We start from the raw sequence: 13966 nt of genomic DNA on the forward strand, positions 1-13966 counted from the left end.
GCTCAGTGCAATCGCAAGGCAACTCAACGAACGCCCTCGCAAGACCTTGCAATATCAAACGCCAGCAGAGAAGTTCGCAGAGTGTGTTGCGTCGACCGGTTGAGATCGCCGCTCAAACCTGCCATTCGCTGCGGAAGTCATGAGGGTCCGGTTTGGGCATGAAGCGTAACAGGCTGCGACCGCCTTTCTTCAAGCAATGACGCAAGTCAAAGCGCTGACAGTCCTTGCGATTTAGGCGCACTCCACAAGATGCTTGCCCCGCAAGTAGCAGGACACCTACACTCCGATGTATATTCACATTTTAGGAGAGAGACGTGTTCCAACAAAAGCATATGATTATTGCTGCCCTCGCAGTCCTAGCATCAGCTCCTATCCACGCACAGACGACTGCAGATGCCGTCGCACCCGAGGCAGACACCGCACTGACAACGTCGTTCGTCGGTCTAGGCGATGCCGCCCAGTCTGGGTTGGAGGCAAAGACTTCTGGCTCGCCGGTCATCGCCGATGACTGGATGGTAGTGGCGGCTAACCCCTTGGCTGTGGAAGCGGGTGCTGATGTTTTAAGCGCCGGCGGTACTGCAGCAGACGCAATGATCGCGGTACAGGCTGTTCTAGGGTTGGTCGAACCTCAGTCATCAGGTCTTGGAGGCGGGGCCTTTTTGGTTTGGTACGATGCCCAGAGCGGTTCTTTGACAACACTCGACGGCCGCGAGACCGCACCGATGGCTGTGACGCCAACCTTATTCCAGGATGAAAACGGCGAACCCCTTGGTTTCTTTGATGCTGTGGTTGGCGGCCTTTCGGTTGGCACACCTGGCACACCGCGTTTGATGGAAGAAGCACACCGCCGCTGGGGTCGTGCAAATTGGCCCAGTCTTTTTGATCCCGCAGTTACCTTAGCCGAGCAGGGATTTGTCGTCTCTGAGCGGATGGCATCTTCAATCGCGGGGGATGCTGAGCGGTTGGGCCGGTTTGGTCCCACGGCAGACTATTTTGTTCCAGGAGGCGTGCCACTTGCAGCAGGAACAAAGGTCACTAACCAAGAATATGCTGACGTTTTGCGGCAGATCGCGATCAATGGGGCGGATGCCATCTACAGCGGCCCAATTGCCCAAGACATCGTGCGGGCAGTGCGTACGGCGGAGGGTAATCCCGGGGTCCTCGCGCTGGAAGACCTTGCAAACTACCGTGTGGTTGAGCGGCCAGCAGTTTGTGTCACATATCGCCGAGCAGATGTCTGCGGCATGGGGCCGCCATCTTCGGGCGCGCTAACGGTCGGGCAAATCCTAGGCATGGCAGGGCAGTTCGATCTGGCAGAACTTGGAGCGGACAACCCAGAAAGCTGGCGGATTATTGGTGACGCAACGCGTCTCGCTTTTGCCGATCGTGGCCGCTACATGGCTGATAGCGACTTTGTACCGATGCCCACAAAGGGGTTGCTTGACCCAGTGTATCTGGAAGGCCGTGCCAGTCAGATAGATGCCACTGACATGGCGCTCGAAACTGTCGCCCCGGGTGCGCCGGAATGGGATCATGCCATGCTGCTGGCAGATGACCAATCAATTGAACTGCCCTCGACCAGCCACATCTCGATTGTGGACAGCTATGGAAATGCGCTTTCCATGACCACGACGATCGAGAACGGCTTTGGTAGCCGTGTTTTTGTGCGTGGATTTCTTTTGAATAACGAGCTCACAGACTTCAGTTTCCGTACGCATACGGACGGCGTTCCAATCGCCAACCGGATCGAACCGGGCAAGCGCCCTAGATCCTCGATGGCCCCAACGATTGTGATGCAAGATGATGAGCCTATCCTTGTTATCGGTAGCCCGGGTGGCAGCCGCATTATCGGATATGTTGCGCAAACGATTATTGCCCATTTGGATTGGGGTATGGACGTCCAGCAAGCAGTCTCTATGCCACATCTGGTAAACCGCTTTGGCACTTATGATGTAGAACAAGGAACAACGGCCGAAGACTTCACAGAGCAACTCACCACGCTTGGGTTCGAAGTCAACGCACGTGGATTAAACTCTGGCCTGCACGCCATTTCCATTGGTGACCAACTGCAAGGTGGCGCTGACCCGCGGCGTGAGGGGATAGCGATTGGGGAATAAGACGCCGAATGATTAGGTGCGGTACGTATGGGCTCAATGCCGCCGTTCGCTGCGGAGGTGAGCAACGTCTGCTTTAAGAAAAAATGCTCTGCTGCAATTTCTTGTGACATTTACTGCAGAAAACCATGGCGAGCTACATGTTTCGTTCAAAGGATTCAATCTTGGCTAAAAGCTGGTCAGTCATATCAGGGTGCATGGCGACGTAAAACTCGATTACTTCATTGGCACGTTTCACCGACCACCCCATGGCGGTTGCGATTTCGCGGATCTCAGCTCCTGCCAAGAGCAGGCGGGTCGCAGCAGTCCCTCTGGCGTCGTACAGGCGCAGAACCTTGCGTATCTTGAGGTTGTCCCGCCATTTCGCGACCACGTCACCCAAGCCGTTCTCTGTGGCGAAAACCTCGCCGCGTGAGTTGGTCAAAAGGCGTTCGCGCCCAATAAGCGTGGCATCAATGAGTCGTCCCATACGCTCGGTCACTGGAATAACTGCTCGGCGTCTCTTTTTGGCTGTGGTGATTTCGATGCGGCGACCTTGTGGCGTCTTTCTGATGTGGAAGGTGGAAAGGTGCCAGAGATCCCCGGGGCGCAATCCCGTTTCGGTTGCCGCAATTAGGATTCGCGATACATATTCTGGCGCGCATTCTTCGAACCGTCCGATTTCGTCCAGTGTCCAAAGAATTTCAGCACGGTTTGATTTGTAGACAGCCTTAACGCCTCGCAAGTGATGGTCTGGCAACTCGCTACGGTCATATCCAAATGAGACAATCTTTTGCAAATGCCTAACCCGATCGTCGCCAACCTTGCCGTCCGGTAGTTTGGCACTACTTGTGGCTTTCGGCCCAAAGCATGCGTAATTGGGCTACCTCTGTTCTGAGGTCGAGCTCCCGATAAGATCACAAGATGATTTTTGAACAAGGGAGATAAAAGATGGAATATTTTGCCGGTTTAGATGTGTCGTTACGATCCTGTGCGCTTTGCATTGTTGATAGCAAGGGGACGCTGCTGTTGGAGCGGGAGTTGCCTTGTGAGGTCAGCGATATTGCAGAGTGCCTTGCACGCTTCCCCCATCCGATTGAGCGGGTCGGCTTTGAAGCGGGCACGATGAGTCAGCACCTGTTCCATGGTCTGGAAGCAGAAGGCTTTGATGTCGTCTGCATGGAAGCACGACAGGTCAACGCGGCGCTGTCAGCGATGCGCAACAAGACGGATAAGAATGACGCACGCGGGATCGCTCAAGTGCTACGCACGGGTTGGTTCAGCCCGGTGCATATGAAGAGCCGTGAGGCTCATGGTGTCCGTTCTTTGCTTAGCACGCGCAAGGCATTGCTAAAGAAGACAATGGATCTGGCCAATGAAGTGCGCGGATTATTGAAGATATTTGGCATTCGTCTGCCCAAGACTGTGAAGCACGGCAGTTTCGATGGAGTCGTCCGGCCGATGATCGAGATGGATGACGTTCTGACCCATGCCTTGGTGCCGCTCTTGGATGCACGTGTGGTTTTGTATCAGCACTTTCTGGAACTGGATCGGCGTGTCAAACGCGCCGCCAGCCATGATGAGGTTTGTATGCGAATGATGACCGTACCGGGTGTTGGACCGATTGCATCATTGACCTTCAAAGCCGCTGTGGATGATCCTACGCGCTTCAAACGGTCACGGACTGTAGGCGCGCATTTTGGGCTGACACCGCGACGATATCAGTCGGGTGAGCACGACAATCTTGGTCGAATATCGAAAGCGGGGGACAGAGACGTTCGCGCAACTTTGTATGCAGCTGCAAACGCTTTGCTGATGCGGACGATGGCTGGCTCACAGATCCAATCATGGGGCATGCGACTGATGTGCACCAAGGGTCGCCGTCGCGCCGTTGTCGCAGTCGCCCGCAAACTCGCCGTCTTGCCGCATCGCATGTGGGTTGATGGCACGGAATTCCGTCAGGACCAAGTGGGAGGAGCGGCATGAACTAAAAGCCGACCACCAATCCTAACGGGGTCGTCCCTCACCGGACGAGGTCTGTGCCTTCTCAGGCATGTAAACATGCCCTGTCAGGTAATAGAAGGAGCCGAAAATGGCTGCTGCGCAACGTGAAGCGCGTCTCAAAGCAAGGCTCTCCACTACCGATCCGACATATGCGTGCAGCGGTGCCAAAACGGCATCAACCAGACTGCGAACAGAAGCGTGACCCGGATGAGTGACAAAGACCCAAAAGAAAGAAGGAAAACGAGCTTGACCTAAACATCCAATTAGAGAAGCTGACCTTAAAGCACTTTGCGGCTAACGGTAGCTTTGCCTCACTTGGGTACATTTGACCCTAATTGCTGCCACTTCACATTTTTGACAAGTTTACCGAATTTGAATAGAGCCAGCCATATTATAGCGAGTTACTTTTTTGACGAAGGAAATTGAGTTGAGCACAACACAACCACGATCTGATCTTCCGCCGAGTCGAATTTTGAGGATCGGTTTCACCGTCTTGATCAGTCTGTTTTTAATGGTATTTTTGGGAGCTTATTTATGGCCGCAAGCGGAGTCTCATTCTAGTAAAATAGCTGGGTGGATCCTTTTAAGTGTCATTTTTTTCTTTCCGTTGGCTCTTCTGTTCGTTGGGGTTCTAAGCAGTGTATTGTTTGCCTTCGATAGGCGCGCCTTCAAGGGAAAGCGGTTGAACCGGTGGCAAACAATCGTTCTCGTTCTGTGTTTGATGCTCGGCGTATTGGCGGGTTTTCTGAATACAGAGGTGGGAAACATATCTCTATTTCTCCTGATATATTGGCTGCTGACAGGAAGAGTAGCGGGCCGCGCCGGTTGGTCCGTTCGACATTTCGCGCGCACCCCATGGGATGAAAAGCTATACCTCATTGTTATGGTCGGGGCCCTTTCTCCCATTGCCTATTCATTGATTTCAATGGCGCCACGGGTCTTTTATAATCGCATTCTCACTGAGCCAACCCCACGAGGAATTCCAGAGTTCCGCGTCGAATATGATCACTATCTGAGGCGAGATGTCGATCGTGCATTGCTTAGGTTTCCGGATATTCAATCTTGCCTTGCGGAGGGGGCAAATGCGCAAAATCGTGCCGAACTCATCCAAATAGATTGGGATAAGATTGTCAGCACAGGCGATGCAACGGTTTGTTCCTTTAGATTGCTCCATGAATGGGGCGGCGTTCTCCAAGCCGCTGAATGGATGGAGGCGCAAGGCTTTGAGTTCGGAGAGATAAATAGCCCAACTAACCCCTATGTCACCTCAGATGGGACAATGAGAGTTGACGGGCGTTGGTCGATAAGGGAAAACGGACCCAGATTTCCGACCACTGGCCTCGTTCCGCGCTTTCTAAATTCGGTGGGTTATCTGATGACGATTTCCGCAACTTTTGATGCTGAAGGCAAAGAGCTTTTGTATCTCAGACTACTTACCTCAACACTCTAAGCCCTAAGACCCAGTTTATTTGGTAGTCTGTTTTGCACTGCAGACATTGGTGCAGAATGCAGCGAGGGTCTGCTTCCCGCTCTTCGTGTCGGATGCTGCGTTAGCACGATGGTTTCGAATTAAGCCCTAATGTAGGCGAAGCGAACGGCCCTGAGCTGACATTCGAAAATTGCGCAGCGAAGGTCCGCTTCTCCAATCGGGTGTTTAGGTTAAGCTCTTTTCCTTTGGTTCATTTGGGATATTGTTGCCCATTTGGGGCGCGCTTTTCTTCGAGGTTCGTTTGATGCCGTAATTTCAACACTGATGTTATCGGCGGTGAAAACAATCTGCGGCGCGCGTGTGCCTCAGTGCTCAAATAGGGCGGCTCAGAAGGAGAAATCGAAGATAACCCACATTCAATAGCATTACTCTCAGGTCTGAGAGTAATGCTTCAGTGTTTGGACGTCGAGAGTTGGGTCACCGGACTGATGCCGCGGCAATGCCATTTACGACAGATTGTGCGCTAGAACTCTTTAGCGGTGCCCGGTCGCGTTTTATTCGACGGAATAAAGCCAGAGCGGTCTGCATCTCTTGGTTCTCTGACCCAAACCTCGCGGTTTGGATGAATGCCGCCACCACGCGATGCTGGAACGGCAGAGTGACGCGCACGATGTAAGAGGCGCGTGTCCGCGATGCCACAAGAAGGATGAGTGCCGCCATTGTCTGCGGTTTCTTTTTCCCAAATAGCTTTGCGTTTCGCAAATGTCTCTGGGTCCTTAAGCTCTGTGCAGGTTAATTCACTTGTATTCAGATCTGCGATAATTTCATCGCCATCTTCAATGAATGCGATTGGCCCACCAAGAGCCGCCTCTGGCCCCACATGTCCAATCACCAGTCCAACGGACCCTCCAGAGAAACGCGCATCTGTCATCAAGGCGATCACGATGCCTTTTTCTCGGCAAAGGGTGGTGATGCGTGCCGTCGGGTCTAGCATCTCCGGCATGCCTGGTGAGCCGGTAGGACCCTCGTAGCGCACAATGACCATATCGTTATTTTGAAAGCTATCAGGGTCCTCATCGAGGGCTTTCAAAAGGCCACTTTGCCCATCGAAGGTGCGTGCTTTGCCGCGGAATAGATTATCGCCTAGTCCGCCTTCAACGCCTGCAAGCTTCAAGATTGCTGAAAAATCTGGGGACAGATTACCGCTCAATAAACGCAAGCCACCTGTTGGTTTGTAAGGTTTTTCAACCGTGTAGACGACTGTCCCATCCGGTTTTGCTGTGTTCAGGCGCTCGACCTGCGCACTCAGGGTTTCCCCTGTGCAGGTCATAACGTTGCCATTGAGTAAGCCCATTTCCAGAAGCTCGCGGACAATCACTTGAACGCCGCCAACTTGATCAATGTCGACCATGGAGTATTTGCCATATGGCCGAGCGTCCGTAAGGACAGGCACGACATATTGCGAGAGATGATTGAACTCTTCTGGAGTCATAACGTCTTGCCAAAAATTCTCATATCCTGCGGCCCGTGCAATCTCAGGCGCGTGCAAGATGACGTTGGTTGATCCACCCACAGCCAGTGCAACAATCAAGGCATTGCGTAAAGAGTCGCGCACAACGATGTCGCGCGGCTTTAAATCCAGCTCAATTAACTGTGCTAAGTAATCGACGAGTTCGTTTGGAAATTCATTGAGGCGTCTGGAGTCATCGGACGCGGGGGCCACCATGTGCAACGGCTGCATCCCAGCGACGGCGATGAATATTTGCATGGTGTTGTAGGTAAACATGCCACCACAGCTTCCAATACCCGGACAGGCGTGGCACGCAATGTGATGACGGTATTCTGGATCCGGATGGCCGGCGGCCTCGTAGGCACTCACAATGTCGATTGCGCCGCCAGTTTTGGGATCAATCCCGGGATGGATTGGTCCGTCCGACAGGATGATTGCTGGCGTATTATGTTCGAGCAAGGCGGCCAACGTTCCGACAGGTGGTTTGTCACATGCAACAACTGCGATAGTTCCTGCAAGGCCACTCGCTTCAAGGTGTTCGCAAAGCGCATCATTGGTAACTTCGCGGCCAATAAGGGAGTAGCGCATTTCGCGCGTCCCGTTCCGAATGCCGTCTGACGTCGCGACCGTGTATTGGGGCTCGACAAGACGAAATTTCAACTGCTCTGGTTCCGTTCCGATACGGTCCCTAAGGCGGGCATGAATTGCAACAACTTTATCTGTGACGCCCAAATAGCATTGGCTATCGCCCTTTGTTCCAACCACACCGACTGACGGTTTATGGATCAAGTCTGGGCTGGTGCCAAGTTCTTTTGCCATGCCAATGGTTTGGGCTGAGCGCCCAGGATGGCGATCAATAAGAACGGATTTTGATATAGTCATGAGAGTTCCTTAGTGCGATAAAACAGGCAAGACACGGTCATACCTAAGTCTTATTCCGCATTCCTGAACAATAAGCGGTATCTGGGCGGGTGTCACGTTGATCTTTGGAGATTTTTTTAGAGGCAACATGATCGCGTCGGGGAGGGCGCTCGCTAAGGTCAAGCAGCGACTAATCCATTTTCGAATAGTCTTCAAAACCCTCAACTGCGCCATCAATCGTCGTGCAGTTCCCTGCGGCACGGACGGTCGGATCATCCCACATAACATTCCAAAAAATGGTGATTGAATTCTCATCGATTATGCCTGGAAATACAGAAACCGCTGCGTTCGGCAATTCCTTAAACTCAGGGACTTCAAACCAGACGTAATCGTGGCAGACCTTCAACGCGTCGGTTGTGGCTTCGTCAAACATTTGTGCTGACACTGGAGACGCCAGCGCTACTGTGAGTGCAAAGGCTGATTGTACGAAATTATTTATGTTGAATTTCCTCTACTTTGGTTACCAGCCAGCGGCTTGGATCGAGCTGGTATCCAAGCCCGCCAACGCAGCGCGCGCATCAATTCCATACGCACCATGGCGGTTTGAGCTTCCAGCAGCCAGACCAATACCTATGGCTGTCGCTATTTCCAGATCGCGGACTTCCTTTTGTTTGCAGGTAATGAAGCCGTAGTCCCAACCCGTTTTATAGTCTGCGTTCGCTGCATAGGCAGCACCATCTTGGCTTCGTTTGCCGAACATGTCGCCACCCGCGTGCTTTCCGCTTGCACATCCCGCGTCGTATCCTGCGACATAAGTTTCAGAGTAGCCATGGCTACTGAGGGCGTCTTCGGTGCTCGTCACACTGGAACATTCGGCAACAACGGGCAGGGTGAGGAGGGAAAAGACCGATGTCTTCATAAGGTATCCAATCAGCCTATCGAGGAGAGGGGTGCAAAATTTGCCGCAGGCTCGGGGTTAAAAACCAGAACGTGAAAAGCTGACTTATCTGCCGCGGGAATTAGGGCGCATTGAGAGGCTGTTGTGGGCCAAATTCGTTGTCGCCTTTATCACTAGGTTGGATATAAAAATAGATCAAAACCAGAAAGCCGATCACAGGTAAAAGTGCGATCAACAACCACCAGCCAGATTTCCCAATATCATGTAAACGCCTCATAGCGACGGCAATGTTCGGTAGAATAACGGCTAGAGAAATCAGAAAAGAAAGTGGCTGCCCACTTCCGCTCTGAAAGGTATCAAAACCTAATAAAGGAGCTATTATGACGCCGTCGATGAGGCGGGTGATTGCCAAAATAACGGTTATACTCAAAACCCACCACCAAAACTCGGGTCGGGAAGCGCGCCCCGAAAAAGTAGCATATTTTGAAAGAACGGTGCGGCTCGCCAGAATTGCAAATTCCATAGTTTATCCTTCTTCGCTATAATCAATTCCGGTTATAAGGCCGGCTGTATCTGCTCGACAATTCCATGGTGCCGTTGCGCCAAGTAGATCGACTGTTGTGAGTGTTCCTGTGTCCGTCGGGATTGTAGACGTTGCAATGACGATGCTTGCGGAGACATTGGCCTCTTGGGCAACCGCGAGTTCACAGCTTGCATTCAAGGCGGCATTGTCCAATGATGGAGCAGGTGTAGGCACTATATCGCAGGGCACAAGGCCGGCTGAAAAGGCGCAAACCAAGGCTATCGGTTATTTCATGAGACCCCCGTCAACTAAGTAAAACAAACCTTCAACTTAAAGAAATCGTAGTGGAACTTAGTTTAAACACCAAGACTTTTCGCGCATGTGTGTCTTGGGGGATGCTCGTGGGATCGATTGACCGCGTTTGCAGGCAACCTCACAAAAATTATTGTTCTGCTTAGGAGCGCCGACTCTGCGCGACAATAGAAACGGATCTGGTTGCCGAAGTCCAAAACATCAACCCGCGTCCGAAAACGGTGTGAACTCGCAATGATCAAGGCCCAGCGCGATGCCATTCGAGCGTTTCCGTAAGATCTGCGACGCGACCTAAAAATCCGTGAGTGAAATGGCTGCGCGCGCGGTTGTAAAAGGGTCGAAGGCGGGAGGAGGGACCTTCGGCCGAGGTGGCCGATCGCTGCGCTGTTGATGCTCTCAGCGTGCAGCGGATCCGCGCCCTCTGGGATGCTCGCCCCTAGGCCTGACGCCGAGCTGCTCGCCCCTGTGAGAAAACCACAGATTGCGCTGGGGACAAAGAGCCAAGCCGACATCGAAATTGCGCTGGGGCGGATTGGTAGTGATTTGATCACCTGCGGAGATCGGCATGGGGCGCTGGTGACCTGGGCGATCAAGCACAGCGCAATTGTTGGGCCCGAATAGGGCGACAGGAAACGAGATACCCGCGCCTACGGGCAGGGGCGCTCGGTGGTTCAGTACCGAACTCCACGATACCTTGTTCCCTAAATTGGCCGCGAGGTGGCTGGCCTTTTTTAACATTTGAGAAACTAATTGAAAAGATTAACAAATAGTTTACGCACGTAACATGGGACATCGCTTGGCGCGGCGAAAAATGATTTGAAATCGGCGTTTTAGGCAGCAGGCATGGACACCCCTCAACACAGATGCACCCGGTGCATTTTGTGCGGCGCGTCCTCTTTGCCCCGCCGATTTTTACAGCATTCCTTTTCAATATTTCAAACAAGCGAGACCGTATTTTTATGCCCATTTATTCAGAGTTTCAGGTCAACACCTACACAGCGAACTCTCAGAGATCCCCCCAAATCACCGTATTAAGCGATGGCGGTTGGGTGGTGACATGGCAGTCCTATGGTCAGGATGGCGACAATTGGGGTATCTATGCGCAAGCTTATAACGCTGACGGTACCCCGCAAAGCAGCGAGACGCAGGTCAACACTTATACGGTTGGTAGCCAAAGCATCCCCCAGATCACCGCGCTGAGCGATGGCGGTTGGGTCATTACGTGGCTGTCCTTTGATCAGGATGGCGACGGTTACGGCGTCTATGCTCAGGCTTATAATGCGGATGGCACGGCCCAAGGCAGCGAGACGCAGGTTAACACTTATTCGACCAACTACCAGTCCCAACAACACGTCGCGGCCTTGAGTGATGGCGGATGGGTGATCACATGGGCGTCCACTGGTCAGGATGGCGAAGATGTCGGCGTTTATGCGCAGGCCTATAATGCGGATGGCACGCCCCAAGGTGGCGAGACACAGGTGAATACCTATACAACAAGCGTTCAGCAGTCCCCCCAGATTACCGCACTGAGCGATGGCGGCTGGGTGATTACATGGACGTCGTGGGGGCAGGATGGCGAAAGTGCCGGAATCTATGCGCAGGCCTATGACGCCGCGGGTTCCGTACAAGGGGGCGAAACGCGCGTTAACGCCACCGTGACAGGCTCTCAAGAAGAGTCATCAATCACCGCGCTGAGCGATGGCGGCTGGGTTGTCGCATGGCCCGCCTATTTACTAGATGGCGAAGGTTTTGGCCTGTATGCACAGGCCTATAATGCGGATGGCACGCTGCTTGGCGGCGAGACACTGGTTAATACCAGTCCGCTCGCCTTCTGGAGCTACACCCCCCAGATCACCGCGCTGAGCGATGGCGGTTGGGTGATTACATGGGAAGCGCCAGATCAGGATTCCTACGGTGTCTATGTACAGGCTTATAATGCGGATGGTACGGCCCAAGGCAGCGAGACGCAGGTCAACACCTATACAATTAACGATCAGGCCGCCCCCCGGATCGCCGCGCTGAGTGACGGAGGATGGGTGATCACATGGCGATCCAATGGTCAGGATGGTAACAGTTGGGGCGTCTTTGCACAGGCTTTTAACGCCGATGGCACGCCCCAAGGGGACGAGACGCAGGTCAACAACCACACTCTGAGCTATCAGACCGACCCCGAGATCAGCGCCCTGAGTGATGGCGGCTGGGTGATCACATGGAGGTCCGATGTGCAGGATGGCAGCAGTAACGGTATCTATTCACAGGTCTATAACGCCGATGGCAGCGTGAACTGGGGTCTGCCCTCGGATGTGGCGGCTTTTGAAGGGATTGCGGCTGATCTGGACTTGTCGGCGGTGCATTTTGCCGTTGCTGGCGGGGGCGCGAGTTTTGCTATGACGCTCACGGCGGACAGCGGTACGCTGGAAGCGACCTCTAGCGGCACAGTTACCGTGACCGGCAGTGGAACCGGTGCGTTGATCCTGACGGGCCTTCCGGCGGATATCGATGCGTTTTTGAACACAGCCACGGCGATCCAGTATACGGGTGCTGCGGATGTGGCCGGAAACAATGCGGCGTCGATCAGCGTGACCGCTAATGACGGCGGAACGGTTGAGGCCCTCGGTGCGGTCAATGTGGATATCACGCCAATTTTTGAGACACAGGTTAATACCTATACGACAAACGAACAGACCAACCAGCAGATTACCGCCCTAAGCAATGGCGGCTGGGTGATCACATGGCAGTCCCTTGACCAAGATGGCGACATTTACGGCATCTATGCACAGGCCTTTAACGCGGATGGCACGCCCCAAGGCGGCGAGACACAGGTCAACGTCTATACGACAGGAAATCAGGAATACCAGCAAATCACCGCGCTGAGCGATGGCGGCTGGGTGATTACATGGCGGTCCCCGGGGCAGGATGGCGACGATAGCGGTGTCTATGCACAGGCCTATAACGCGGACGGTACGCCCCAAGGCGGCGAGACACACGTTAGTACCTATATTGCAGGCTCCCAGTACAGCCAACAAGTCACCGCATTGAGCGATGGCGGCTGGGTGATTACATGGACGTCGTGGGGGCAGGATGGCGATGCCGCTGGCATCTATGCTCAGGCCTATAACGCCGATGGCACGCCTCAAGGCACCGAAACACAAGTCAATACTTACACGACATTAGAGCAATACAACGCTCAAATCACCGGGCTAAATGATGGTGGTTGGGTCATCACATGGGTCTCCTATGATCAGGATGGTTCTTTTCCCGGCGTCTATGCACAGGCCTATAATCCGGATGGTACGCCCCAAGGCGGCGAGACACAGGTCAATACTTACACGACCAGCGGCCAGTACGAGCCCCAAATCACCGCGCTGAGCGATGGCGGATGGGTGATTGCATGGAACTCCTCTGGCCAGGATGGCGATGGTTGGGGCATCTATGCACAGGCCTATAATCCGGATGGGACGCCCCAAGGCAGCGAGACGCAGGTCAATACCTACACGGCGGATAATCAGTACGTCCCCCAGATCACGGCCCTGAGCGATGGGGGCTGGGTGATCACATGGACCTCCCAGAGGCAGGATGGCGACGGGAATGGCGTTTATGCACAGGCCTATAATGCCGACGGCTCCGCGCGAGGCGATGAGACGCAGATCAATACCTATACAGCAAGCAGCCAGTACGAGCCTCAGATCACCGCACTAGAGGGTGGCGGCTGGGTGATCACTTGGCTGTCCAATGGTCAGGATGGCAGCAATTATGGCGTCTATGCGCAGGCCTATTATGCCGATGGCAGCACGCAAGGCGACGAGACGCAGGTCAACACCTATACTGAAGGCAATCAATACCTCCCACAGATCGCCGCACTAGAGGGTGGCGGATGGGTGATCACATGGCAGTCCACTGGGCAGGATGGCGGCGGTGCCGGCGTTTACAGTCGCAGCTTTCAGCCTGTCGCGAGCGGGGATGTTTCAGTCACGCTCACAGGGAGCCAAGCCGCAGGCCAAACGCTGACTGCCGAGATCGAAGGCCTTCGGACCGACGATCCGCGCTTTACCATTAGCTATGTTTGGACAGCGGATGGGGTGGTTCTCGAGACCACATCCGAGAATACCTTTGCACTGACGGCAGCGCATGTGGGGGCCGAGATCGGCGTGACAGTTCTTATTCAGGACGCATCGTTTGAGACCGCGTCGGCACAGTTCGCGCCCGTGACCGGCCCGATTGACGATGGCAATCACGACCTGACTGGGACCGTGCTTCTTGTCAGTGACAACGCCGATCCGGCGGTATTTGGGCTGGGGGATACGGTGACTGCGGATGTAAGCGGCTTGGCCGATGA

Annotated in this window: 9 protein-coding genes; 4 read left to right on the plus strand and 5 right to left on the minus strand. The window is 53.9% G+C overall.

Annotated features, from left to right (window positions below; translation table 11 throughout):
• Nucleotides 1–332 precede the first annotated feature (332 nt).
• Entirely contained in the window at nt 333–2117 is a 1785-nt protein-coding gene (gene ggt / locus AB9F29_RS20780) for a gamma-glutamyltransferase (protein WP_369757110.1), read from the plus strand.
• A gap of 133 nt (nt 2118–2250) precedes the next feature.
• Here ggt and AB9F29_RS20785 read toward each other — a convergent pair whose 3' ends face one another.
• Nucleotides 2251–2892 (minus strand): tyrosine-type recombinase/integrase, encoded by a 642-nt coding sequence (locus tag AB9F29_RS20785; RefSeq protein ID WP_369757103.1) that lies wholly within the window; start codon nt 2890–2892, stop codon nt 2251–2253.
• A gap of 152 nt (nt 2893–3044) precedes the next feature.
• Between AB9F29_RS20785 and AB9F29_RS20790 the strand changes: the two genes are divergently transcribed.
• Together AB9F29_RS20790 and AB9F29_RS20795 are read left to right on the plus strand one after the other, a co-directional pair.
• Complete coding sequence (locus AB9F29_RS20790; RefSeq protein ID WP_369757104.1) at nt 3045–4079, plus strand: IS110 family transposase; 1035 nt, start codon at nt 3045–3047, stop codon at nt 4077–4079.
• A gap of 700 nt (nt 4080–4779) precedes the next feature.
• Entirely contained in the window at nt 4780–5547 is a 768-nt protein-coding gene (locus AB9F29_RS20795; RefSeq protein ID WP_369757105.1) for a hypothetical protein, read from the plus strand.
• Between the two features lie 502 nt (nt 5548–6049).
• On the opposite strand, the gene AB9F29_RS20800 is transcribed toward AB9F29_RS20795, so the two are convergent.
• The 4 genes from AB9F29_RS20800 to AB9F29_RS20815 form a co-directional block, all read right to left on the minus strand.
• Nucleotides 6050–7918 (minus strand): dihydroxy-acid dehydratase, encoded by a 1869-nt coding sequence (locus AB9F29_RS20800; protein ID WP_369757106.1) that lies wholly within the window; start codon nt 7916–7918, stop codon nt 6050–6052.
• 169 nt (nt 7919–8087) lie between these two features.
• Nucleotides 8088–8342, minus strand: coding sequence for a hypothetical protein (locus tag AB9F29_RS20805; protein ID WP_369757107.1), 255 nt, complete (start codon nt 8340–8342; stop codon nt 8088–8090).
• A gap of 75 nt (nt 8343–8417) precedes the next feature.
• Entirely contained in the window at nt 8418–8816 is a 399-nt protein-coding gene (locus tag AB9F29_RS20810) for a hypothetical protein (RefSeq protein WP_369757108.1), read from the minus strand.
• Nucleotides 8817–8916: 100 nt separating this feature from the next.
• Nucleotides 8917–9318, minus strand: coding sequence for a DUF805 domain-containing protein (locus tag AB9F29_RS20815; protein ID WP_335586913.1), 402 nt, complete (start codon nt 9316–9318; stop codon nt 8917–8919).
• A 1271-nt stretch (nt 9319–10589) separates the two neighbouring features.
• Between AB9F29_RS20815 and AB9F29_RS20820 the strand changes: the two genes are divergently transcribed.
• Nucleotides 10590–13966: beta strand repeat-containing protein (locus AB9F29_RS20820; RefSeq protein ID WP_369757109.1), on the plus strand; the 3377-nt coding region annotated here is incomplete at its 3' end.

Origin of the sequence: Falsihalocynthiibacter sp. S25ZX9 (assembly GCF_041205405.1) — a bacterium.
Classification (GTDB): Bacteria; Pseudomonadota; Alphaproteobacteria; order Rhodobacterales; family Rhodobacteraceae; genus Falsihalocynthiibacter; species Falsihalocynthiibacter arcticus.

What these genes read in the sequence shown, in the direction of transcription:
- AB9F29_RS20815 (WP_335586913.1), bottom strand. Translation starts at nt 9,318, where the DNA reads ATGGAATTTGCAATTCTGGCGAGCCGCACCGTTCTTTCAAAATATGCT.
- ggt (WP_369757110.1), top strand. Translation starts at nt 333, where the DNA reads ATGATTATTGCTGCCCTCGCAGTCCTAGCATCAGCTCCTATCCACGCA.
- AB9F29_RS20790 (WP_369757104.1), top strand. Translation starts at nt 3,045, where the DNA reads ATGGAATATTTTGCCGGTTTAGATGTGTCGTTACGATCCTGTGCGCTT.
- AB9F29_RS20810 (WP_369757108.1), bottom strand. Translation starts at nt 8,816, where the DNA reads ATGAAGACATCGGTCTTTTCCCTCCTCACCCTGCCCGTTGTTGCCGAA.
- AB9F29_RS20800 (WP_369757106.1), bottom strand. Translation starts at nt 7,918, where the DNA reads ATGACTATATCAAAATCCGTTCTTATTGATCGCCATCCTGGGCGCTCA.